The 22597-nt window shown below is 71.2% G+C and carries 22 protein-coding genes; 9 read left to right on the top strand and 13 right to left on the bottom strand.

What is annotated here, in order from left to right:
• Window position 1 precedes the first annotated feature (1 nt).
• Complete coding sequence (locus tag OM076_RS32895) at window positions 2-403, bottom strand: STAS domain-containing protein (RefSeq protein WP_270044391.1); 402 nt, start codon at window positions 401-403, stop codon at window positions 2-4.
• Here OM076_RS32895 and OM076_RS32900 point away from each other — a divergent pair.
• Both OM076_RS32900 and OM076_RS32905 read left to right on the top strand, forming a co-directional pair.
• Window positions 392-688: a metal-sulfur cluster assembly factor gene (locus OM076_RS32900; protein WP_270044392.1), complete on the top strand. Its 297-nt coding sequence runs from the start codon at window positions 392-394 to the stop codon at window positions 686-688. The two genes, OM076_RS32895 and OM076_RS32900, sit on opposite strands and share 12 nt — an antisense overlap.
• Before the next feature lie 183 nt (window positions 689-871).
• Complete coding sequence (locus tag OM076_RS32905; protein WP_270044393.1) at window positions 872-2089, top strand: nitric oxide synthase oxygenase; 1218 nt, start codon at window positions 872-874, stop codon at window positions 2087-2089.
• Here the strand turns inward: OM076_RS32905 and OM076_RS32910 are convergent.
• Genes OM076_RS32910 through OM076_RS32925 form a run of 4 tightly spaced genes read right to left on the bottom strand, consistent with a single transcriptional unit; the run spans window position 2086 to window position 6360 of the window.
• Window positions 2086-3795: a hypothetical protein gene (locus OM076_RS32910; RefSeq protein ID WP_270044394.1), complete on the bottom strand. Its 1710-nt coding sequence runs from the start codon at window positions 3793-3795 to the stop codon at window positions 2086-2088. The genes OM076_RS32905 and OM076_RS32910 overlap by 4 nt on opposite strands.
• 39 nt (window positions 3796-3834) lie before the next feature.
• The gene (locus OM076_RS32915) at window positions 3835-5274 is read right to left on the bottom strand and encodes a WS/DGAT/MGAT family O-acyltransferase (protein ID WP_270044395.1); all 1440 of its coding nucleotides are present in this window, start codon (window positions 5272-5274) and stop codon (window positions 3835-3837) included.
• 21 nt (window positions 5275-5295) lie between these two features.
• Window positions 5296-6009 (bottom strand): TSUP family transporter, encoded by a 714-nt coding sequence (locus tag OM076_RS32920; RefSeq protein ID WP_270044396.1) that lies wholly within the window; start codon window positions 6007-6009, stop codon window positions 5296-5298.
• A 12-nt stretch (window positions 6010-6021) separates the two neighbouring features.
• The gene (locus OM076_RS32925; protein ID WP_270044397.1) at window positions 6022-6360 is read right to left on the bottom strand and encodes a hypothetical protein; all 339 of its coding nucleotides are present in this window, start codon (window positions 6358-6360) and stop codon (window positions 6022-6024) included.
• 115 nt (window positions 6361-6475) lie between these two features.
• On the opposite strand from OM076_RS32925, the gene OM076_RS32930 reads away from it, so the two are divergent.
• Genes OM076_RS32930 through OM076_RS32940 form a run of 3 tightly spaced genes read left to right on the top strand, consistent with a single transcriptional unit; the run spans window position 6476 to window position 10005 of the window.
• Window positions 6476-7804: an APC family permease gene (locus OM076_RS32930; protein ID WP_270044398.1), complete on the top strand. Its 1329-nt coding sequence runs from the start codon at window positions 6476-6478 to the stop codon at window positions 7802-7804.
• Between the two features lie 7 nt (window positions 7805-7811).
• The gene (locus tag OM076_RS32935; protein ID WP_270044399.1) at window positions 7812-9107 is read left to right on the top strand and encodes an acyl-CoA dehydrogenase family protein; all 1296 of its coding nucleotides are present in this window, start codon (window positions 7812-7814) and stop codon (window positions 9105-9107) included.
• A gap of 4 nt (window positions 9108-9111) precedes the next feature.
• Window positions 9112-10005 (top strand): M28 family metallopeptidase, encoded by an 894-nt coding sequence (locus OM076_RS32940; RefSeq protein ID WP_270044400.1) that lies wholly within the window; start codon window positions 9112-9114, stop codon window positions 10003-10005.
• Here OM076_RS32940 and OM076_RS32945 read toward each other — a convergent pair.
• Together OM076_RS32945 and OM076_RS32950 are read right to left on the bottom strand one after the other, a co-directional pair.
• Window positions 9992-13684, bottom strand: a complete 3693-nt coding sequence (locus OM076_RS32945; protein ID WP_270044401.1) for a phosphodiester glycosidase family protein — start codon at window positions 13682-13684, stop codon at window positions 9992-9994. The genes OM076_RS32940 and OM076_RS32945 overlap by 14 nt on opposite strands.
• A 37-nt stretch (window positions 13685-13721) precedes the next feature.
• Window positions 13722-15053 (bottom strand): pyridoxal phosphate-dependent decarboxylase family protein, encoded by a 1332-nt coding sequence (locus OM076_RS32950; protein WP_270044402.1) that lies wholly within the window; start codon window positions 15051-15053, stop codon window positions 13722-13724.
• A 24-nt stretch (window positions 15054-15077) separates the two neighbouring features.
• Here OM076_RS32950 and OM076_RS32955 point away from each other — a divergent pair, with 24 nt between their 5' ends.
• Window positions 15078-16040, top strand: a complete 963-nt coding sequence (locus tag OM076_RS32955) for a 4-hydroxy-3-methylbut-2-enyl diphosphate reductase (protein WP_270044403.1) — start codon at window positions 15078-15080, stop codon at window positions 16038-16040.
• Here OM076_RS32955 and OM076_RS32960 read toward each other — a convergent pair.
• Window positions 15988-16710 (bottom strand): hypothetical protein, encoded by a 723-nt coding sequence (locus OM076_RS32960; protein WP_270044404.1) that lies wholly within the window; start codon window positions 16708-16710, stop codon window positions 15988-15990. The genes OM076_RS32955 and OM076_RS32960 overlap by 53 nt on opposite strands.
• A complete protein-coding gene (locus OM076_RS32965) occupies window positions 16707-17390 on the bottom strand; it encodes a hypothetical protein (protein ID WP_270044405.1) in 684 nt (227 codons plus the stop codon). The genes OM076_RS32960 and OM076_RS32965 overlap by 4 nt, the downstream gene beginning before the upstream one ends.
• Before the next feature lie 118 nt (window positions 17391-17508).
• On the opposite strand from OM076_RS32965, the gene OM076_RS32970 reads away from it, so the two are divergent.
• On the top strand, window positions 17509-18177 hold the full coding sequence (locus OM076_RS32970) for a TVP38/TMEM64 family protein (protein WP_270044406.1): 669 nt from the start codon (window positions 17509-17511) through the stop codon (window positions 18175-18177).
• On the opposite strand, the gene OM076_RS32975 is transcribed toward OM076_RS32970, so the two are convergent.
• Complete coding sequence (locus OM076_RS32975; protein WP_270044407.1) at window positions 18158-18622, bottom strand: Clp protease N-terminal domain-containing protein; 465 nt, start codon at window positions 18620-18622, stop codon at window positions 18158-18160. The genes OM076_RS32970 and OM076_RS32975 overlap by 20 nt on opposite strands.
• Window positions 18622-18849 carry a helix-turn-helix domain-containing protein gene (locus OM076_RS32980; RefSeq protein WP_270044408.1) on the bottom strand — a complete coding sequence of 76 codons (228 nt, stop codon included), beginning with the start codon at window positions 18847-18849 and terminating at the stop codon, window positions 18622-18624. The genes OM076_RS32975 and OM076_RS32980 overlap by 1 nt, the downstream gene beginning before the upstream one ends.
• A 63-nt stretch (window positions 18850-18912) precedes the next feature.
• Between OM076_RS32980 and OM076_RS32985 the strand changes: the two genes are divergently transcribed.
• Window positions 18913-19617 carry a metallophosphoesterase gene (locus OM076_RS32985; protein ID WP_270044409.1) on the top strand — a complete coding sequence of 235 codons (705 nt, stop codon included), beginning with the start codon at window positions 18913-18915 and terminating at the stop codon, window positions 19615-19617.
• Between the two features lie 14 nt (window positions 19618-19631).
• On the opposite strand, the gene OM076_RS32990 is transcribed toward OM076_RS32985, so the two are convergent.
• Window positions 19632-20762: a CaiB/BaiF CoA transferase family protein gene (locus tag OM076_RS32990; RefSeq protein ID WP_270044410.1), complete on the bottom strand. Its 1131-nt coding sequence runs from the start codon at window positions 20760-20762 to the stop codon at window positions 19632-19634.
• 24 nt (window positions 20763-20786) lie between these two features.
• Here OM076_RS32990 and OM076_RS32995 point away from each other — a divergent pair, with 24 nt between their 5' ends.
• Complete coding sequence (locus tag OM076_RS32995) at window positions 20787-21902, top strand: metallophosphoesterase (RefSeq protein WP_270044411.1); 1116 nt, start codon at window positions 20787-20789, stop codon at window positions 21900-21902.
• On the opposite strand, the gene OM076_RS33000 is transcribed toward OM076_RS32995, so the two are convergent.
• Window positions 21880-22554 (bottom strand): thioredoxin domain-containing protein, encoded by a 675-nt coding sequence (locus tag OM076_RS33000; protein ID WP_270044412.1) that lies wholly within the window; start codon window positions 22552-22554, stop codon window positions 21880-21882. The genes OM076_RS32995 and OM076_RS33000 overlap by 23 nt on opposite strands.
• Window positions 22555-22597 lie beyond the last annotated feature (43 nt).

Raw genomic sequence — 22597 nt, forward strand, 5'->3', positions numbered from 1 at the left:
CTTACGTGAAGGCCGGCTTTGCGCCGTCGATGCGTACGGCCGGCAAGCGATGCAGGCCCACGGTCTCGATCAGCGTGCGGATGTTCGGCTGCGGGTGCGCCAGCCACAGCGTCACCCCGCGTGCGCGCAGCCGCTGCGCGAGGCACGCCAGGTCGATCATCAGCGACGGGTCCGCGAACGTCAGCCCGGACAGATCCACGATCACGTCACGCGTGGCGGTCAGGGCCGCGGAGAACGGACGGCGGCGGCGGCCGCTCGTCGTCCGGTCCTCATCCCCCTCGATTCGGAGGATGGCCAGCTGTGCGTCGAAGGAAACGATCCGCGGACGGTACAACGAACCGCCCGGTTCGTACAGGGTCACAACCGCTGACTTTCCTACACTCGTGTGACGATGATCGATCAAGACGACGTCCTCGAGGCGCTCTCCAACGTCATCGACCCCGAGCTGGGCCTGGATTTCGTCGAGCTTGGCCTGGTCTACGGGGTCGAGATCGACGGCGGCACAGTGAACGTGACCTTCACGCTCACGACCCCCGCCTGTCCGATCGGCCCGCAGGTCTCCGAGCAGATGCAGGAGTTCGTCGGCGAGCTCCCCGGCGTCGAGCAGGTGATCCCGAACATGGTCTTCACCCCGGCGTGGACCCCGGACAAGATGTCCGAGGACGCCAAGTTCGCTCTCGGTTACTAGGAGTTCGCCAGTCGGCGGTAGCAACGGCGCGGCCTTCGCCGGCACCGCGCGCTGCCGTGATCGAAAAGTACGCCTGAGGCTTACTTTCCGATCACGGCGCTCACGAAGCCAGGTACGCGGACCCCGATAGGTCGATCGTCGAGTGGGCTAAAGCTGTGCGGTTGCGGACCGAATATCTGGATCGTGTCCACGAACCTCGCATCGGCTCCGGCCGTCACCACCGAGACCCCCGCGGTCACCGGCTGCCCGGTGCATTGGGTCGCTGATCTTGCCTCCTCCGCCGAGACCGCCGCTCCGACCTTCGTCGACGTCGAAGGCGCGCCGAATCCGAAAGAGGTTCGCGAGTTCTTCGAGCAGTACAAGGAGTACATGACGCTGACGGACGCCGAGTGGCGGCTGCGCGTCCAGGACGTGATCGCGGAGATCGCCGCGACCGGCACCTACGTCCACACGGAGGAGGAGTTGACGGTCGGTGCGCGCCTCGCTTGGCGCCACAACACCCGCTGCATCGGCAAGCTCTACTGGCGCGGGCTCACGGTGCGCGACTTCCGCGACGTGACCGACGCCGAGGCGATCGCCGACGGGTGCCTGGATCACACCGAGTTCGTGCACAACAAGGGCCGGATCAAGCCCTCGATCACCATCTTCGCGCCGGAGCGGCCGGGCCAGAAGGCCGCGATCGTGCGCAACAGCCAGCTGATCTCCTACGCCGGCCACCGCCAGGCGGACGGGACGATCGTGGGCGACCCGAACACGGTCGACCTGACCGACGTCGCCAAGGCCAACGGCTGGAACCCCGTGCAGGAGGGTCGCTTCGACGTCCTGCCGCTGGTCGTCGAGACCGGCGACGGCACGATCACCGTGCACGAGATCCCTGAGGGCCTCGCCCACGAGGTCGAGATCGAGCATCCGACGATCGAGGGCCTCGCCGAGCTGGGCCTGCGCTGGTGGGGCTTCCCGTCGATCTGCGACAACGTGCTCTCGATCGGCGGCATCAACTACCCGCTCGCGCCGTTCACCGGCTGGTACCTGGCCCCTGAGATCAGCGCCCGCGACTTCTCGGACACGTACCGCTACAACCTGCTGCCCGAGATCGCCGAGGCGCTCGGGATCGACACGACCGACGTGCGCTCGCTGTGGAAGGACCGGGCCGTGATCGAGCTCACGGCCGCGGTCCTGTACTCCTACGACAAGGCCGGCATCCGCATGGATGACCACCACACGGCGGCCCAGAAGTTCCACAAGTGGTCGAAGTCCGAGGAGAAGAAGGGCTGCCCGGTCGAAGCCGAGTGGTCATGGATGATCCCGCCGATCTCCGGCTCGCTGTCCCCGAACTTCCACGAAGAGTTCGAGGACGTCTTCAAGCTGCCGGCGCTGATCCGCCGGCCGCCCATCAACTAGGGCGTCTGCGTCGACAAAGTGAAGGTCAGCGTCTTCGCGTAGGCGCCCGTGCGCAGCGCGTCGGTGGCGCCGATGTGCTGGCTGAAGTTCACAGCGACGGAGTCGTGGGAGACCGGGCCGGTCCAGGCGGACTTCGAGAACGCGACCTGCAGCGGCTCGGGCAGCGTGAACGTGCCGTTGGCCAAACGGCCGGGCTCGCTGACCGTCAGCGCGGCGTCGCCCGCCGTCGAGGTGACGTCGGCGATCGTCGAGGCCGTGTAGGTCTTGTCCACGCCGGGCGTGAACGCGCCGAAGGACGCGGCGGCGCCCATCGACAGCGAGAGCGTCGCCGGGACGGTGCCGCCGGCGCCCCCGTCCGCGCTCGTGCGCGACCACAAGAGTGCCTCGGTCCGCGCCTGCGTCAGGGTCTCCTTGCCGGACCAGGTGAGGAACGACGGCGTCGGCAGGTAGTCGGCGTCGAGCAGGAAGCCGCGGCGGATCGCCAGGACGTCGATGCTGTAGTCGCCGACGGTGCCGTTCTTGACGGACAGCGCCTTCAGCGCGGTGATGTCGTGCGCGGTCGTGCCGGCCGGGAGCTCGATCGTGGTCGCGGCCGGGTCGTCACGCTCGATCGAGATGCTGGTGCTGCCGTGGTGCGACGTGTACCACTTGTCGCCCACCTTCGCGGCCAGCGCGACGCCCGCGAAGCTGCCGGCGCGCGGCGCGACCGGGTAGGACGTCTTCTTCTTGACGTCGGTGTAGAGGTAGTTGCGCTGGTCGGACATCGCCTGCGTGTCCGGGTTGGCGACGGCCTCGATCTTGCCCTCGCGCGCCATCTCCTTCGCCATCACCTGGTACGTCCACGGGTGGGCGTCCATCATGACCTCACGGGAGCGATCGGCGGGCAGTTCGTCGACGGTGTCGAGGAAGAAGCGGTACCCGGACGACGTCGCGAGGTCGGTCACCGCGGCCATGTTGTTGTTGCTCGTGACGACCTGCAGGAGCGGGTGATCGGCCTCGCGGATGCCGTCGAACGCGACGGTGCCATGGCCGGAGGACTGGTAGGCGTCGCTGATGCGATTGCCCTGCGGGTCGACGACGACGCGGTAGAGCCACTCGATGTCGGTCGTCCGGCCCCAGCGCGCCATCAGCGACGGCGTGTTGGTGCCGCCGTCCTCGTTGGACCAGACCATCGTGTATTCGATCGTCCGGTTGCCCTGGGCGTCGACGGCGGTCGTGTGGTACGAGATGATCGGCACGTCGGTGTTGACGTTCTCGTACGTGCCGGGGATCGTCGGCAGGTTGCGGCCGTAGAGGATCGGCGCGTACCGGGCGACGAGGTCACCCTCGGCGGCGAGCGACGGCTTCAGGCTGGTGACCACCGCGTTCTGCACCGGCGACTTCTCGGCGTCGAGCGTGACCGTGATGTCGTGCTTGCCGGCGCTGACGCGCCCGATCGCGACGTCGTAGTCCAGCGGCACCGCGCCGAAGAACGTGACGACGTCGGTGACCGGCTTGCCGTCGACGGAGACCGTCAGCAGCGCGGACTCCTTGCCCGCGACGCCCCAGTCGGCGCCCGGCGCTGAGGCGTTGAGGACGAGCTTGGCCTCGCCGGCGTAGGCGGCAGTGAACTCGGTCTGCGCGAGCGGCGCGGGCTGCGCGTGCGCCGCCGCGGGGGTCAGCAGCGCGGTGCCGAGCAGCGCGCCGAGGAAGGTTCGGACTCTCATCGGGCGGCAACTTATGAGCGCCGCCGGCGCGTCGTGTTATCAGGCGGGTTCGAGCTTGCGCGCGCGCCGGCGCTTGGGCTTGCGCCCGCCCGCCGCGACGACCAGTTCCTCGAGCGAGTCCTTCAACGCGTCGCCCAGCTCCTCGAGGTCAGGCAGCGCGTCGTAGTCGCCGAGCAGGCCGAAGTCCATCCGGCCGTTGTAGGACATGATCGCGACGGCCAGCGACTGGTTCTCGGGGAGGAACGCGACCGGGAACAGGTCCTCGAGCTCGCGCCCGAGCACGTACAGCGGGAACTGCGGTCCCGGGACGTTGGTCACGAGCAGGTTGAACAGCCGCGTGGAGAACTGCAGCCGTGACGCCTGGGCGAGGATCGTCGGCGGCGCCAGCGCTTCCAGCCCGGTGATGACCTCGGCCCCAACGGCCTGCTTGGACTCCTTCAGGCCGTCCATCGCCTGCCGGACCACGCGTAGCCGCGCGACCGGGTCCTCGACGTAGACCGGCAGCGGCCCGCGCATCACCACGATCCGGTTGCCGAGCTCGTGATGCTGGTCCTTCGCGCGCACCGAGACCGGCACGAGCGCGCGCAGTTCCAGGCCCTCGGTACGCACGCCGCGCGCCCGCAACCAGCGCCGCAGCCCGCCCGCCACGACGGTCAGCACGACGTCGTTGACGGTCCCGCCCAGCGTGTTCTTGACGAGCTTGAGGTCGTTGAGGTCGTTGCGCACGAACGACAGCCGCCGGTGCGGCCCGATCGGCACGTTCAACGGCGTCTCCGGCGCGGGGTTCAGCCCCGCCCACGCGACCTCGCCGATGCCCTCCAGCGCCTCCTTGACGACGTCGAGCGACTCGGCCGGATGGGTGGCCGCCGACAGCGCCCCGCCGGCCAGCTCGAAGGGCAGGCGCGCGAGGCCCTTCACGCCGCGCGCGGCGAGCTGCAGCGGCCCCGGCTCACGCGCCGCGGTCCACGGCTCGCCCTCGTGCGGTGCGACCTGCGGGATCGGCGTCGCGTCGAAGAGCACGGTCATCAGGTCGACGCCCGAGATCCCGTCGACGAGCGCGTGGTGCGACTTGGAGATCAGCGCGAAGCGCCCGCGCTCCAGGCCCTGCACGAGCCACGTCTCCCACAGCGGCTTCGCGCGGTCCAGCCGCTGCGAGTGGATGCGCGCGGCGAGCGCCCGCAACTGCTCCTCGGACCCCGGCTGCGGCAACGCCGTGTGGCGCACGTGGTACTCGAGGTTGAAGTTGCGATCGTCGACCCAGATCGGCCGGCCGGTCTCAAGCGGCGGGAACGCGAGCTTGTGCCGGTAGCGCGGTACGAGGTGCAGCCGCGACCGGATGTGGTTGAGGAAGTCGTCATACGCCGGAGCCGGGCCCTCGAAGATCAGGACCGCCCCGACGTGCATGTGGCTGTTCGCTCGCTCCTGCGCCAGAAACGAGGCGTCGACGGCTGAAAGCCGGTCTCCGTGAGACTGCGCCATTCCGGCCGAAGCGTAACGGGTCTACACCAATGCGCCGATGAGGCCGACGCCCACGGCGGCGACCAATGCGACCGTTAGGACAAGCTCATAGCGCCCGCTTTCTGATAGTCGCCTGAACGCGCGCCGCCCGACGAGGTGACCGGCGGCCACGGCCGGCAGCAGACCGAGCGTGAGCCCGGCGTCGGGCAGCGCGGGATCACCGGTGCCGAACAGCGCCAGCGCACCCAGCCCGGCGAGCCCGACGAAGCACACCGTGAGCGTGTCGCGCACCTGCGTGGGCGTCACGCCGCGGCCCAACAGGTGCAGGAGCAGCGGCGGTCCGTTCGTCGACGTCGTGGTGGTGAGCGCTCCCGCCGCGAGCCCCGCCGCCCACGCCGGCACGTGCGCCGTCGTCACCCGCCGCGCGGCGAGCGTGCCGACGACCCCGAGCGTCACCGCGACCTGCAGCGCCCCCGGCGGCAGCGCGCGCAGCACGGCCACCCCGGCCAGCGCACCGGGCGTCGCCCAGGCCAGCAGCAGCGCGGTCGTCCGCGGCAACGGTCGCGGGCGTCGTCGCTCGCCGGCCAAGGTCAGCACGTTGACCTCGAGTCCTAGAACAAGGAGCAACACGACCGCCGGTTCGGGGTCGATCGCGGCGAACAGCAGGGGCGCGGCGAGCAGCGAGAAACCGAAGCCGGTCGCGGCCTGCAGCATCGCGCCGGCGACGACTCCGAGACATGCGGCGGCGACCAGCACCGCCGCACGACACTAGCTTCGGATGTATTGCGAGGCGCGGCGAGCGCGTTCGCGCTGCTCGATCGCCGCGTTCGGCGTGTCGCGCCAGGAGGCGAACCGCGCGGCCGCCGCGGCCTTCTCCGTCATCAGCAGGGGCTCGGGGATCGGGCGCCGGACGAGCACGGGCGGGGCCATCACGACCGTCTCCTCCTCGACGACCTCTTCCTCGTCCTCGTCCTCGTGGCCACCGGCGGTGGCGACGTGGACGATGCCGAGGATCGGCCCGCCGACGACCAGCAGCCCGGCTACGCCGAGCGTGAGCGGGTTGGCCGGCCAGACCTCGAACAGCCATCCGGCGATGGCGGCACACATGAAGACGGGGCTTGCAAGAGCGGCAAGAAGAGAAAGCGCGCGCGACATGATGCAGGCCATATCGGCAGCAGCCGCCCTCGGCTTGACATGAGATTCCGATGGGTCCGGCGTGGGAATGGCCGCACACGCTGAAGCCCTGCCGACCACGCCGCGCGAGAGCAAGCTCAGCCCGACGCTGACCAAGAAGATGCTGCTGCTCTTCATCGTCGGTGACATCCTCGGCGGCGGCATCTACGCCCGCACCGGCGAGGTCGCGGGCGAGGTGGGCGGAGCCCTCTGGACCGGCTTCGCGCTGGCCGGCGTGATCGCGGCCTTCACGGCCGCCTCCTACGCCGAGCTGGTCGCCAAGTACCCGCAGGCCGCGGGCGCCGCGCTCTACGTCCACAAGGCGTTCAAACGGCCGCTGCTGACGTTCATCGTCGCGTTCGCGGTGATGTGCAGCGGCGTGAGCAGCGCCGCCGCACTGGCCACGGCCTTCGGCGGCGACTACCTGAGCGAGTTCGTCGAGCTGCCGACCGTCCTCGTCGGGCTGGCGGTGATCGCCGGCGTCTCGCTGATCAACTTCCGCGGCATCAAGGAGTCCGCCGGGTTCAACCTTGGCTGCACGCTCATCGAGCTCGGCGGCCTGTTCCTGGTCGTCGTGATCGGCGCCGCGTTCCTGTTCGACGGCGGCGGCGACGCCGCCCGCGCGTTCGAGTTCAAGGACTCAGACACCACGCCCGCGCTGCTCGTCGTCGCGGGCGCCTCGATCGCGTTCTACGCGCTGATCGGCTTCGAGGACGCGGTCAACGTCGCCGAGGAGACCAAGGACTCCACCCACGCGTTCCCGCGCACGCTGTTCATGGGCCTCGGCATCGCCGGCGCCGTCTATCTCGTCGTGGCGATCATCGCCGGCATGACGGTGCCCGCCGACACGCTCGCCGGCTCCGACGGGCCGTTGCTGGAGGTCGTCACCCAGGGCCCACTCGCCGTCGACTCCAAGTTCTTCAGCGCGATCGCGCTCTTCGCCCTCGTCAACGGCTGCCTGCTGAACCTCGTGATGGCCTCGCGGCTGCTGTACGGGATGGCCAACGAGGGGGTCGTGCCGCGTGTCCTCGGCCGTGTCCACGAGGGCCGCCGAACGCCATGGGTGGCGATCCTCTTCAGCACCGCGGTAGCCGCGGTGCTGGTGACGCTCGGCGACCTCGAAACCCTCGCGGATACGACCGTCCTCCTGCTCCTCCTCGTGTTCATCTTCGTCAATGTGGCGCTGCTGGTGCTGCGCCGCCAGCCCGTCGAGCACGACCACTTCAAGGCCTGGACCGCGCTCCCGTGGCTCGGCGCCGCCACCTGTGCGGGGCTCGCCGTCCAGCAGGTCGTCGAAGATCCGAAGCTCGTCCTGTGGGCTGGTGGTCTTCTCCTCTTCGGGCTGATCCTGTGGGTCGTTGAGCGAGCCGTGCGATGATCGACAAATGGCATGGGACTTCTCCACGGACCCCGAGTTCCAGGAGCAACTGGACTGGATGCGCGACCTCGTCAAGCGCGAGGTGTGGCCGATCGAGACCGTCTTCGAGGAGCTCGGCGAGGAGGGCTTCCGGCGCGCGATCAAGCCGCTGCAGGACCAGGTGAAGGCGCGCGGGCTGTGGGCCGCGCACCTGCCGCCTGAGCTCGGCGGCCAGGGGTTCGGGCAGGTCAAGCTCGGCCTGATGCACGAGATCCTGGGCACGTCGCCCTACGCGCCCGCCGTGTTCGGCAACGCGGCGCCGGACTCGGGCAACAGCGAGATCCTCGCGCTCGCGGGCTCGCCGGATCAGAAGGAGCGCTATCTGCACCCGCTGCTGGCGGGCGACCTGCGGTCAGCGTTCTCCATGACCGAGCCCGAGACCGCGGGCAGCGATCCGACGCTTCTGCAGACCCGCGCGGTCAAGGACGGCGACCACTGGGTCATCAACGGCCACAAGTGGTTCTCGACCAACGGCAGCGTCGCCGACTTCCTGATCGTGATGGCCGTCTCAGATCCCGACGCGCGGCCGCACCAGCGCGCGTCGATGTTCATCGTCGACGCCGACACGCCGGGCGTGAACATCGTCCGCGACATCGCGACGATGGAGCATCCGGCCGAGCACTTCGGCCGCTACGGCGGGCACGCCGAGATCGTCTACGAGAACGTCCGCATCCCCGCCGACGCGCTGCTCGGCGGCGAGGGCGAAGGGTTCCTGATCGCCCAGCACCGGCTCGGCCCGGGCCGCATCCATCACTGCATGCGCTGGCTCGGCGTGTCCAAGCGCGCGTTCGACATGCTCTGCGAGCGCGCGCTGTCGCGCTACGCGTTCGGCTCCCAGCTCTCCGACAAGCAGACGATCCAGAACTGGATCGCGGACTCCGCGGCGCAGATGCAGGCGGCGCGGCTGATGACGCTGCACGCCGCCTGGCGGATGGACAACGAGGGCGCCGCCGCGGCCCGCACCGACATCTCGCTGATCAAGTTCTTCGGCGCCAACGTGCTCTTCGACGTCGTCGACCGCGCGCTGCAGATTCATGGGGCACTTGGGTACTCGACCGATCTACCCTTGGAAGCGATGTACCGCTATGCGCGCGCCGCGCGCCTCTACGACGGCGCCGACGAGGTGCACCGGCAGTCGGTCGCCCGCCAGATCCTGCGCGGCTACGAGGCCCACGACGTGCCGTCCGAGCACGTCCCCACCCGCCGCGAAGACGCCCGCGCGCGCTTCGCCGAGTTGCTCGCCGCCGTCAGCGCGAATGACTAGCCGGATGCTGGCCGCCATCGCCTGCGTCTTCGTGCTCGGTGCCTGCGGGGGCTCGAGCGATCCCCAGCCCGCCGCGCAGACCTCCGCGCCGACCGCCGAACAGGTCGTGGCAACGCCCGAGGCGACCGCGGCCACGAAGGTCAACCGCTTCGACGGCGACCGCGCCTGGAAGACGCTCGAGTACCAGGTCAACCTCGGCCCGCGGCCCGCGGGCAGCGCGAAGTCCAAGGAGCTCGCCGCCTACATCAAGGCGCACCTGCCCAACAGCCACATCGAGCCCGTCGCGGGCGGCCTGCAGAACGTGGTCGGCAAGATCCCCGGGAAGGGCAAGCCGATCGTGCTCTCCGCCCACTACGACACGAAGGACATCCCGGACTTCGTGGGCGCCAACGACGGCGCCGGCGGCACCGCGCAGATGCTCGAGATCGCGCGGGTGATGAAGACGATGAAGCGCCCCAAGAACGCCTCTCCGATCTGGTTCGTCGCCTTCGACGGCGAGGAGGCCACCGACGACAACGACTTCCTCGGCACCGGCGTGCGCGGCTCCAAGGCGTTCGCCAAGAAGTACGCCAAGCGGATCAAGGAGCTCGTCCTGCTCGACTTCGTCGCCAACAAGAACCTGGCGATCCCGTATGAGCAGAGCTCGGACGCGTCGATGTGGGCGGATCTGCGCGAGGCCGCCGAGCGGGTGGGCAGCGACTCGGCGTTCCCCGACACCCAGCAGGGCACCGTCGAGGACGACCACACGCCGTTCCTGCAGGCCGGCGTCCCCGCGATCGATCTGATCGACTTCAACTTCCCCTGCTGGCACAAGCCCTGCGACGACCTCACCGCCGTGTCCAAGGCGAGCTTGGACAAGAGCGGCGAGGCCGTGCTGGAGTTCCTCAGGGCGCGGTAGTCGCGAGCGTGAAGGTCAGCGTCCTGGAGTAGCTGCCGGTGCGCAGCGGCTCGGTCGCCGAGATCTTCTGGCGGAACGTGATCGGCACGATCGCGTTGCTCGCCGGGGCGTCCCACGTCTTCAGGACGCCCGTGCCCTCCAGCGGCGTGCGCAGCGTGAAGGCGCCGTTGGCGAGGCTTCCACCGTCCACGGAGAGCGTCGCGTCGGCCGCGGTCGAGATGACCGTCGCGGTCGTGGTCGCCGTGTACTCCTTCTCGACGCCCGGCGTGAAGGCGCCGAAGCTTGCAGGCGCCCCCAGTGTCAGGGCGAGCGTCGCGGGAACCGTGCCGCCGACGCTGCCGGGAACCGGCGGCGCGACGAACGGGGCGACCACGATCGTCTTCTCCGCGCGGATCGGCGAGAGGTCATCGCCCTCGCGCATCGAGTCGGCCTCGGCGGCGACGGTCACCGTTCCGGCGCGCACCGCGGTCAGCTCGCGCGTGGAGGGATCGAGCACCGCGACCTTGCCGGCGCGGCGCGCCTCGTCGACGCTGCCGCCGACGGCGAGCGCGCTGTCGCCCGACCAGCGCACGGACATCGGGTAGCGCAGCGGGACCTTGCGGGTGCCGGCGGCGACGCCGTTGGGCTGCACCAGCTCGCCGCCGAGCACGGCGGTCGAGCCTGCCGCGAGCGCATCCGGCCCGGTGAGGGCGATCGACTGCGCGAAGGCGCGGACGTCCGCCCGCGGCTCGTCCGAGCCATGGATGCCGTAGCGCACCCACCCGGTGAAGCCGCCGCGATCCGGCGTGCCGTAGGGCGACTTGCCCGAGGACGGGAGCACCATGTACGGCACGCCCTCGACACGGTCGACGTTGACGATCTGTGCGTGCGAGCCGACCATCGCGGCGCGCTTGCCGGACTTCGCGCTGAAGCCGCTGAGCAGCGACTCGATCAGCGCGCCCTCCTTGCGGTCGCCGAGCTGCGACGCGTCACCCGGGTCGGGGTCGTTGGTCGGGTGGTGGGCGAAGACCATGACCTGCTTGACGCTCGGGTCCTGCTGCGCGGCATCGAGCGCGTCCTGCAGCATCGGGAGCTGGCCCCAGTCGGAGCCGCGCAGCGTGCCGCGGGTGCTGTTGAGCAGCACGAAGCGCACGCCCTTGTGGTCGAACGTCCGGTACGGCGCGCCGAAGACGGCCTTCCAAGCGTCGAGGTTGTCCGTCCCGTAGGACTCGTGGTTGCCGGGGACGTAGAGGCAGGGCACGGTGTCGCCGGACGGTGCCGGCGGGGCGCCGTCGCCCACGAGCGCGCACCCACCCGCCTCGAGCGTCTGCTTGGCCAGCGCGATGTCGGCCGGGAAGCCCGTGTCGACGATGTCGCCGTTGAGGACGACGAAGTCCGGGTGCTGCGCGCGGATGCGCGCCAGCGCCGCGATCCCGACCTTCGCCAGCTCCGGTGCGGCCGCCGTGAACTGCACGTCGGACAGCGCCGCGAACGTCCAGTCGGCCCCGCCCAGCGAACCGTCGGCGCTGATCAGGCGGTCCGGGACCAACGCGTCCGGCGCGGGCGTGGCGATCTCGCTCGGCACGTCGACCTCGAGGTCGTCGAGGATGAACGAGCCCTTGTAGAGCCGCGCCGCGGCGGTCTCGATCAGGCGCACGTTGTCCACCCGCACCGGGTACTGGACCCCGCTCGCGGGCAGGCTGGCGCTGAACTTCGTCCACCCGGTGCCGGTCGCGTACCCGGGGCGCAGGTCGATCGTCTTGTTGGCCGCGTCGCGCAGCGAGATCGTCACCCACTGGCCCTGGCCGTCGCCCTTGACCCAGACCGACGCGCGCAGCGGCTGGCCGGGGAGCGTGATCTGCGTGTTGAGCACCGCGCCGGCGGAGCGGGTGGCGGTGGACTCGGTGAAGTCGTAGTCGACCTTCATGCCCTTGCCGGTGTGGCCGTCGTCGACGACCGTGATCTTGCCGGTGGGGGAGCGGTCGTGACGGAACTTCCAGACGCCGTCGGTGTCGAAGCCGTTGATCAGGACGGTCTGGGCACCCACCGTGACCGGGACCTTCGCGGTCAAGCCGGCGGCCTTGACGGTGAGGATCGTCGCGCCGTTGGCGGCGGGATCGATCTTCAGGCCGTCGCCCGAGGGGGTGATCTCGAGCACCGCGTGGTCGTAGTCGAGCTGGAGGTCGGACGGGTCGATCGTGGTCGCGAAGCCGTCGGCGTCGCGGCCGCTGATCCGCAGCGTGCCGGCCGCCGAGTCCGGCTCGGCGAAGCTCAGCCGCGCGGTGCTGGGCTCGAGCACCCGCGGCGCGCCGAGCACGCGAACACTCGTCGAGGCGTCCGCGGCACCGGCCTGCGCGCGCACCTTCACGGTGCCGGCGGTGTCCGGCGCGCGCAGCGTGGCGCCGCTCATCGTGGCCTTGTCGCTGCTCCACGCGACCGTGCCGGTGGGGACCGGCGCGTCGCGATCGTCCAGGCCCGCTGCGCTCAGCGTGCGGTGCAGACCGGGGAAGACGCGAGCGTCGGCCGGGGCGACGTCGAGGCCGTGGACGGCGCCGTCGCCGGGGGCGATGAAGACGCCGACGCCGTTGGGATCGCTGCGCTCGGAGCCGTCGGACGGGACGTTGCGGACCGTCGCGAGCGGGTTGCCGAGCGGGCGGGCGATCATCGTGGTCGATCCGCCGCCGTCGAGGTTCAGCGCCGTCTCGGCGCCGAGGTCGGCCATCAGCACGCCCATCTGCGCGCGGGTCGGGCCGAGCACGAGCGACTGGCGGCCGTCGGCGGTGACCAGCAGCATCGTCTTGCCGCCGTCCTTGAAGCCGATCGACGTGCGCGGCGCCTGGCCGTCGGTGCCGACGATCGACTCCGGCTGCGGGACGCCGTCCTTGACCAGGATCTGGCGGCCGCCGACGGCGAAGTCGAGCGTGTCGGCGATGTCGCTCTTGAGCGCGTAGGACAACGTGACGGCGTCGCCGACCTTCAGCGCGCGCAGCGCCGTGGCGCCCTGCTCACGGCCGACGAGCGCGAAGCTGCCCTCCGGCAGCTGACCCGCGCCGGCGCCGGTGAGGTTGACGGCGCTGACCTTGCCGTCGGTGACGATCGCCTCGGCGAGGTCGGTCGAGCCGCTGACCCCGCGGGCGCGCGAGTACGTACCCCACAGCGGCGTGTAGGCGATGATCGCGTTGGCGCCGGCGTCGGTCGGGTCGTTGAGGCTCTTGACCACGCGCGGACCGCTGGGCAGCGTCGCGGTCGCGTCGAGCGTGAGCTTGGCGAGCCGCCCGAGGCGCCCGTTCGTCACGCCCGCGACCTGCGTCGAGCCGAAGCCCGACTTGCGCACGAGGCCGCCCTGGACCTCGGGCCCGATCGCGGCGTTGGAGTTGTTGATGTCAAAGAAGTCGGCGTTCACGCCGGCGACGGCGCCCGCCGCGCGGACCTGCTCGGACAGGGCCGAGCCGCGCGCGACGGCGCCCGCGGTCAGCAGGTCGGCCTTCACGCCCTGTGCCTGGAGGTCGACGGTCATGACCTGCGCGTCGGTCCAGCCGATGTCGGAGAGCGTCACGAGGTGCCGGAGCGTCACGCCCGGGCCGATCCGCTCGGTGCTGTCGGTGAGGTTGAGCTGATCTGAGGCCGCGGCCGCCGCGGACGGGGCGACCAGCGCGGCGGCCACTGCGGCGGCCGCGATGAATCTGGGGAGCGTCTGCATCGCCGCAGACTTCTCCCGGATCTAGAGCATCAGGTCGTCAAGGGGATGTGATCGCGGTGAGAATCGCCCGCGCAGATCGGTCCACATCCTCGTCGGTGGTCGCCCAATTGGAGGTCGAGATGCGGATCGCCTCGCGGCCGCCCCAGACGGTCCCGCCCACCCAGCACGTCCCGTCCGCCTGGATGCGCGCGACCGCGCTCGGCGGCGCGGCGACGAGCACCTGGTTGAGCACGACGTCGTTGAGGACCTCCGCGCCGCCGGCGCGCAAGCGCTCGGCGAAGCGGGTCGCCTGCGCGCAGTTGCGCTCGACCAGCTCGGCCACCCCGGTGCGGCCGAGCGAGCGCAGCGCGGCGTAGACCGTGAAGCCGCGGGCGCGCCTGGAGGCCTCGGGCGTGTAGTCGTAGTTGTCGCGCTGCTCGCCCGCGACGAGGTAGGCGGCGCTGAGGCGCAGCGCGGCGCGGTGCGCGGCGCGGTCCTTGACGATCGCCAGGCCGCCGTCGTAGGGGACGTTGAGCCACTTGTGGGCGTCGGTGGCCCAGGAGTCCGCGCGCTCGAGGCCGCGGGTGAGATGCGCGTACCGGGGCGACGCCGCGGCCCAGAGCCCGAACGCGCCGTCGACGTGCAGCCACGCGCCCGACTGCTCGCAGAGGTACTCGATCGGCTCCAGCGGGTCGAACGCGCCGGTGTTCACGTTGCCCGCCTGCGCGCACACGATCGCGGGGCCGGCGTCCTTGAGCGCGCGGGCGAGCGCGTCGGGGTCCATCGCGCCCTGGTCGTCAGTGGCGACCAGGTGCGCGGCGTCGCGGCCGAGGCCGATCATCCGCAGCGCGCTGAAGACCGTCGCGTGCGCCTCCTGTCCCGCGATCACGGTGATCGGCGGCGCGCCGATCAGCCCCTGGCCGGCGGCGTCCCACCCGGCGCGCTTGAGCACCGCGTCGCGGGCGACCGCGAGGCAGGTGACGTTGGCCATCTGCGCGCCCGTCACGAGCCCGACGCTCGCGCTCGCGGGCAGCCCGAGCAGCGAGAGCACCCACTCCTCGACGACCTCCTCGACCACGGCTGCGGCGGGCGAGCCGACCCACATGTGCGCGTTCTGGTCCCACGCCGAGGCGAGCCAGTCCGCCGCCAGCGCGGCGGGCAGCGCGCCGCCGGTGACGAACCCGAAGTAGCGCGGGCCGGCGCTGGCCACGATGCCGGGGTCCGCGCCGGCGACGAGGTCGTCGATCACCTGCTCGGCGGGAACGCCCTCGTCGGGCAGCTCGCGCCCGAGCGCGGCGCGCAGCGCGTCCGGGTCGACCGGCGGCCCGACCGGGCGGTCGGGGAGCGAGGCCAGAAACGCCTCGGCGTGACGAAAGGCGTGCTCGAGCATGAACCGCTTCTACCATCGGAGGCAGTGCACGCGCCAGAGAAACTGCTGTTGGCGGCGCCGCGCGGCTACTGCGCCGGCGTCGATCGCGCCGTCCAGACCGTCGAGCGCGCGCTGGAGCTCCACGGCGCTCCGGTGTACGTCCGCAAGGAGATCGTGCACAACAAGCACGTCGTCGAGACGCTGCGCGAGCGCGGGGCGGTCTTCGTCGACGAGCTCGAGGACACGATCCCCGAGGGCGCGATCACCGTCTTCTCCGCCCACGGCGTCTCACCCGCGGTGCACGCGGACGCCGAGCGCCGCAATCTCGTGACGATCGACGCGACGTGCCCGCTGGTGACCAAGGTCCACCGCGAGGCGCTCAAGTTCGCCGCCGAGGGCTACACGATCGTGTTGATCGGTCATGCCGGCCACGAGGAGGTCGAGGGCACGATGGGCGAGGCGCCCGACCACATCGTGCTGATCGAGTCCGAGGCTGACGTGGACACGCTGGAGGTCGAGGACGAGCGCAAGCTCGCCTACATCTCCCAGACCACGCTCGCGGTCGACGAGACGCGCACGATCATCGCCCGCCTGCGCGAGCGCTTCCCGCATATCACGGGCCCGCGCACCGACGACATCTGTTACGCGACGACGAACCGCCAGGCCGCCGTGCGGCAGATGGCCGAGCAGTGCGACCTGGTGCTCGTGATCGGCTCCAAGAACTCCTCGAACTCGAACCGCTTGGTCGACGTCGCGCGCGACCTCGGCACGGCGTCCTACCTGATCGACGGCGCCGATCAGGTCCAGGAGGAGTGGCTCGAGGGCGCCCGCGTGGTCGGGATCTCGTCCGGCGCGTCCGCGCCGGAGGAGCTCGTCACCGCGCTGGTGGACTTCTTCCGCGCCCGCGGCACGACCGACGTGTCGGAATTCGAGGTCCTGCGCGAGGACGTCCGGTTCATGCTCCCCAAGCAGATCCGGCAGGCGATGACTCAAGCGGGCGACGCCTGAGTCCCAGCGCGAGCAGCAGCACCCCGAACGCCAACACCACCAGCCCCGCCACGCTCACGATCCACGCGAGCCGGCCGACCAGCTTGGCCTGAGCGCCCGCGCTGACCGAGGCGTCGATGCCGCGCGCGGCGTCGGCGTTCATCAGCACGACCTCCCAGCGGCCGCTGGAGTCCCAGTCGACGGTCTGGGTGCCGGTCCCGGTGACCTGCGCCAGCCAGAAGTCCTCCTTCGTGGGTGGCGCGGGGGATGCGTCTGAGCTGCCGGACGTCAGGTAGGTGGGGTTGAAGGGGGCGAACTCCACGTCCTGCAGCACGGCGCGGCCCGCGTCCCCGAGGTAGGCGGAGACCTGGGCGGGGCGGGCGACGCCGACGAAGACCGGCCGGTTGGTGTTCGAGCGCACCCGCAGCCGGAGGCGGTCGGCGCCGACGACGTCGAGGAAGCCTTCGTCGATCTGCACGTTCTCGCTGGTCACCGCGTAGGTGCCGGCCGCGATCCGGACGTATGCCGTGTTGAAGAAGCCGCCCGCGTCGCTCTTGCCGTTGGCCCAGTGCAGGACGATCGCGCCCGCCAGGATGGCCAGCGACGCCGTGGCGACCAGCGCGCCGATGATCACGAGGGCGAGCCGGCCGCCGGTGGGGCGACGGGTGTACTGGGGCGGCTGCGGGTTCACGCAGCGGGCATCGTGCCACGTCTCAGACCCGCGGCGAGCAGCCCGCCGCCGAGGGCGAGGAAGAGCGCGGCGGCGATCCACGCGGCGAGCTCGAGGTCGCCGAGGATCGGCAGCTTCGCGCCGGCGCTGACGCCGGCGTCGACGCCCGCGGAGCCGTCGGCGTTCATGACGACGACGGACCAGTTGCCGTCACGGACCTTCCACTCCAAGGGCTTGGCGCCGTCGCTGGTCGCGGCCCAGAAGGACTGGTCGGCGGGGCGGGCGGGCGTTTCGGTCCCGCGGGAGGTGCGGTAGGTCGGGTCGAACGGGTCGACGTCGAAGTCGGTCAGGGTCTTGTGGGCGGTGTTGCGGAGGTAGGCGTCGACGTCGCGGGTGCGGGCGATGCCGGTGAAGATCGGCTTGCTGTTGCGCGACTGCGCGGTGATCCGGACACGGCCGAGCGAGCCCGGGACGCCGTTGACGTCGAGGTCGTCGGTGGCGATCGCGCTCGTGGTGGTCACGAGGCGCTCGGTGGTGGTCGTGTAGTAGCCGGCGGCGTCCTGCTTGGACGTCGTCCACTGCAGGGCGGCGCCGGAGACGGCGGCCGTGGCGGAGAGGAAGAGGATCAGGCCGCCGGCGATGGCAGTGGCGAGGTGGCCGCCGGCGAGCGGGATTCTGGTTCGTGTGGCGGTCGTGGACATGTCGTTCAGGCTCCCAGCGCGCCGGCGGCGGCGCCTGGGCGGCAACCTGTGTCCATTCCGGGGGTTCTCCGTCGCCGGAGGTTCGCTTTTGCCCCCGGAGGCCGTACCCTCGGTCCCGGTGCGCCGCCGCCTCCTGCTCACATTCGCCGCGCTGGCGGCGGCCGCGCTGGTCATCTGGGCCGTCGAGCCGCTGCGCACCGCGCTCAGCCACGTCCTGCACGGGGACGTCGACGCGCTTCAAGCCCAGCTGCGCTCGCTCGGCGTGTGGGGCGGGTTCGTCGTCGTCGCGCTGATCCTCGCCCACTCGGTGATCTTCTTCCCGGCGGAGATCGTCAACGCGACCGCCGGGCTGGCGTTCGGCTTCTGGGTCGCGTTCCCGATCGTGATGGTCTCGTGGGTGCTCTCGGGGCTGATCGCGTACTGGCTCGGGCGGATCGCCGGGCGTCCGCTGGCGGTGCGGCTGGCGGGCGAGAAGCGGGTGGCGACGGCCGAAGGGCTGATCGACCGCTCCGGCGCCCCCGCGCTGCTGCTCTCACGGCTCGTCCCGTTCGTGCCGTTCAGCCTCGTCGGCTACCTCGCCGGCGCCGCCCGCGTGCCGCTGTGGCGCTACACGTGGACGACGTTCATCGGCGTGATGCCGATCACCGCCGCCGCGACGTACCTCGGCCATGCGCTCGACAACCTGTCGGCGTCGGACCCACTGCTGTGGGTCGCGATCGGAGTGATGGTCCTGCTCACGGGCCTGACCGTGCACTCCGCGCGGCGGCTCAAGCGCTCAGCGCGCTGATCTTCGTGGTCAGCGCGGCGCGGTCCACGTCGGCGCACTCCAGCGCGCGGGGGACGGTGCCGGTTGGCGCACGCAAGGCGCCGAGCACGATGTGCTTGCTCGAGAGCCGCTTGTCGTCCTCGGCGATCCCCGCGCGCAGCGCGCGTTCGAGCACGAGCTTGGCGGACGTGCCGAACTTCGGGCGCTCGACGTAGGGGCTGAAGGCGACCGCGTCGGCCGTCACCCCCACGGCGGCGAGGCTGCGCGTGGTCTCGGCGACGAGCGCTTGGCTGAGGCCGTCGAAGTCGAGCCCGACGCTCGCCAAGGCCTGCGCGACCGGGCCGCCGCCGCGGGTGACGGCCAGCAGCAGGTGCTCGGCCTCGACATTGCTCGCGCCGAGGTCGCGGGCGATCTCGACGGCATCGCCGACCACCAGCCGCGCCTCACCCGTGAACTTGTTGAACATCAGCGTCTCCTCAGCTCCACGCCAGCGGCGATAAGCCGTTTGACGTGCTTCTTGTGCACCGCCTGCCGCGTGACCCCGAGCGCCTCCGCCACCTCAGGCCAGCTCCAGCCGGCGCGCATCGCGCGCTCGACCTCGGCGGCCTCGAGTTGCTCGGCGAGGCGTCGCAGCGCCACCACGGCGGCGAGGCCGTCCGCGGGGTCTTCGGGGGAGGTCAGGTCGATCAACATGGCGTTAGCAACCGTAGTTGACTAACTGCTCGTTGTCAACCTGAGTTGCTAATCTGCCGCACCGTGACTCCGACCCTGATCGCGCAGCTCTCAGACCCGCACATCCGCCTCGATGACGCGGTCTCCCAGGCGGCGCTCGCCGCGGGAGTCGCCCGCGTCCTGACCTTGAACCCCCTGCCCACGGCCGTGCTCGTCACCGGCGACATCGCCAACTCCGGCGACCCCCGCGAGCACGCCCGCGCCCTGGAGTTGCTCGCCCCGCTCCCGATGCCCGTCCACCGCCTCGCCGGCAACCACGACCTCTTCGGCGAGCGCACCCGCTACGCGGTCGACGCCAAGGGCGTGCGGATCATCGCCTGCGACACCTCGATCCCCGGCCGCGACGACGGCACGCTCGAGCTCGACTGGCTCGCCGAACGCCTCGCGGAGGACCGCGACACCCCGACGATCGTCGCCATGCACCACCCACCGCTGCGCACCGGCCTGGCCTGGCTGGACGAGATCGGGCTGCCGTCTGCGGAACGAAGCGCGCTCGGCGAGCTGCTCGTGGCCGCCCCGAACGTGCGCCGCGTCGTCGCGGGCCACGTCCACCGGGTCATCCACGACACGCTGGGTGGGTGTGGCGTCATCACCTGCGCGTCGACCAACATCCAGTCGGGCCTGGACTTCATCGCGACGGAGATGGTCCTGACGAGCGAACCGCCGTCGCTGTTGGTCCACGCTTTGCTCGACTCAGGTGACCTCGTCACCCACGTGCAGGCGATCTGACGAGGGGTCCGTACTCAGTGCTTGCTGTTCAACCAGGCGCGGACATCGTCCGCGTGCTCGTCGAGGCGCGGCGGGCGGTGGCGGATCGGGGGGCGCTCACCGTCGATCCGCAGCGGCGGGCGGATCAACGGGATTCCGTCGACCACCTCCGACGGCTCCATGCCCAGTTCCTCGGCCAGCGCGAACGCCTCGTCGATCTCGTTGATCGGCCCTGCCGGGACCTTGGCCGCCCGCAGCCGCTCGAGCCACACCGCGGCGGGCTGCGTGCGGAGTACCGACTCCAAAGCGGCGGCGAGCTCGTCGGCGTGCTCCACCCGCGACGTGTTGGTCGCGAAGCGCTCGTCCGGTTCCAGCCCGAGCACGCCGCAGAGGCGGGCGAACATGCGGTCGTTGCCGACGGCCACCGCGAGCGGGCGGTCGGCGGTCTCGTAGGTCTCGTAGGGGACGATGCTCGGATGGCGGTTCCCGCGCCGGCGCCCGCGCACGCCCGCCGCGACCCACGCGGAGCCCTGGTTCAGCAGGCAGGTCAACGCCGAGTCCATCAGCGAGACCTCGACGTGGCGGCCGGCGCCGGTCCGCGCCCGCTCGACCAGCGCCGCCTGGATGCCGTTGGCGGCCAGCAGCCCGCAGACGAGGTCGACGACCGCCGTTCCCGCCTTCAAAGGCCGCCCGTCGGGCTCGCCGGTGACCGCCATCAGCCCGCCCATCGCCTGCAGCAGGAAGTCGTAGCCGGGCAGCGCGACGGCGTCGGAGGACGTCGTCCCGAACGCGGTCACCGAGCAGGAGACCAGGCCGGTGTTGCCCGCGGCCCGCAGGGCGTCGCCGTCCAATCCCCACGACTCGATCAGGCCCGGCCGGAAGGACTCGATCAGCACGTCGGCCCGCAAGCCCAGCTCGAGTGCGACGGCCCGGTCCTCCGCGTCCGCCAGATCGAGCGCGATCGACCGCTTGTTGCGGTTCAGGCCGAGGTAGTAGGTGCTCTCGCCTTCGTGCCACGGCGGGCCCCAGGCGCGGGTGTCGTCGCCGCCGTCCGGTCGCTCGACCTTGATCACGTCGGCGCCGAGGTCGCCGAGCAGCATCGCCGCAAGCGGCCCCGCGAGCACCCGCGAGAAATCCGCGACAAGAATCCCTTCCAGCGGTGGCATGGGCGGGCACACTAGTGCGCGAGCATGCGGACCCTCGTCGTCTCAGATCTCCATCTCGGCCGCGCTGAGGGGAGCGACCTCCTGCGCCGCGCCGATCTGCGCGCCCCGCTGCTGGAGGCGCTCGCCGGTGTCGATCGCTTCGTCATCCTCGGCGACGGGCTCGAGCTGCGCGAGGCCGCCCACCGCGACGCGATGGACATCGCCGCGCCGTTCTTCGCCGACGTGGGCGAGGCGCTTGGGCCTGAGAAGGAGCTGCTCATGCTCGCGGGCAACCACGATCACGGGATCGCCGCGGGCTGGATCGACGCGCGCCTGCAGAGCGAGCCGTCCGGCTTCCTCACCCTCGAGCAGCGCTTCCAGCCCGATGCGACCGGCCCGCTCGGGCGCCGCCTCGCCGAAGCCGCCCGCCCCGCCCAGCTGCAGTTCGCCTACCCGGGCATCTGGCTGCGCGACGACGTCTACGCGATCCACGGCCACTACTCCGACGTCCACGCGACGGTGCCCACCTTCGAGCGCCTCGCGGCGGGCAGCATGGCCCGCTACGTCGCCAGGCTGCCCGAGCGCGGCGCGACCGCCGACGACTACGAGGCGGTCCTCAGCCCGCTCTACGCGTGGCTGCACGCCCTGACGCAGCGCGCCGACAACACCGTCGTCGCCGCGGGCGGGAGCGCGTCCGCGGGCACCTACGCGAAGCTCACCGCCAAGGACCGCCACAAGCGCCGGCAGACGCTCGCGCTCGCGCTCGGCTACCGCGCGGCGGTGTTCGGGCTCAACCGCGCCGGCCTCGGGCCGCTGGAGGCGAGCCTGACGCCCTCCGCATTGCGCCGCGGCTACCTGCGCGGCATCCGCGAGGTGATCGAGCGCCTCGACATCCGCGCCGCCCACGTCATCTGGGGCCACTCGCACCGCTCCGGCCCGTGGCCGTCCGACGACCAGAGCGAGTGGGTCGCGGGCACCGGCGCGCGCATCCTCAACACCGGGTCATGGGTCTATCAGCCGCACTTCCTCAGCCCGGAACCCAACGGCTCGCCCTACTGGCCGGGTACCGCGGTGATCGTCGAGGACACCGGCCCGCCCCGCCTCGTCCGCCTCCTCGGCGAACGCGGCCACGAAACCCTCAGGCCGCGAGACCGAGCGTGAAGCAGGTGGCGTGGACGGTGACGCCCTCGCCGACGACCAGCTCGAGCTCACCCTCGGTGTGGCGCGGGTGCTCGAGCACCGGGTAGCAGCCCGGCTCGGCGATCGCGACGTCCACGCCGTTGGCGGTCACCATGCCGAGGCCCTCGGCGACGATCCACACGCCACCCGCGGCGTACGGCCCGGAGTAGGCGCCCGGCTGATCCGGTGTCGGGGTCGCCACCATCGCGTCGGCGGCCTCTTCCGGCCGGATCGGCGCGACCGGATCGCGCTCCACACCCAGCAAAGACTGGATCTCGAGCTCGGTCTCCACGTACCCGCCCTCGCCGTAGTGCAGCGAATGCAGCACATGCCCGGTCTCCGACGGCGCCCACAGATAGCGCGCGGGCCAGCCCTCGTTGCCGTAGATGTCCCACACCTCGAGGTCGGTGTCGATCGCCACCGGCCAGGGGATCTCCAGGCGCTCCACGGCGCGGCGGACGTTCTCCTCGGAGCGCGCCGGGAGGAACCCGCCGGTGTGCACGCCGACGATGCGCAGGCCCGCGTCCTGGTACCGGGCATGCCACGCCTTCAGGTATGGCAAGGTGCGCAACGAGTTGACGCGGCAGAAGTCCCAGAACTCGACCAGAACGACCTTGTCCCGTTGCTGATCCATGCGCAACATCGCCACGTTGGCCCAGGCCAAGTTGCGCGGAAAT

The organism is Solirubrobacter ginsenosidimutans (genome assembly GCF_027587205.1).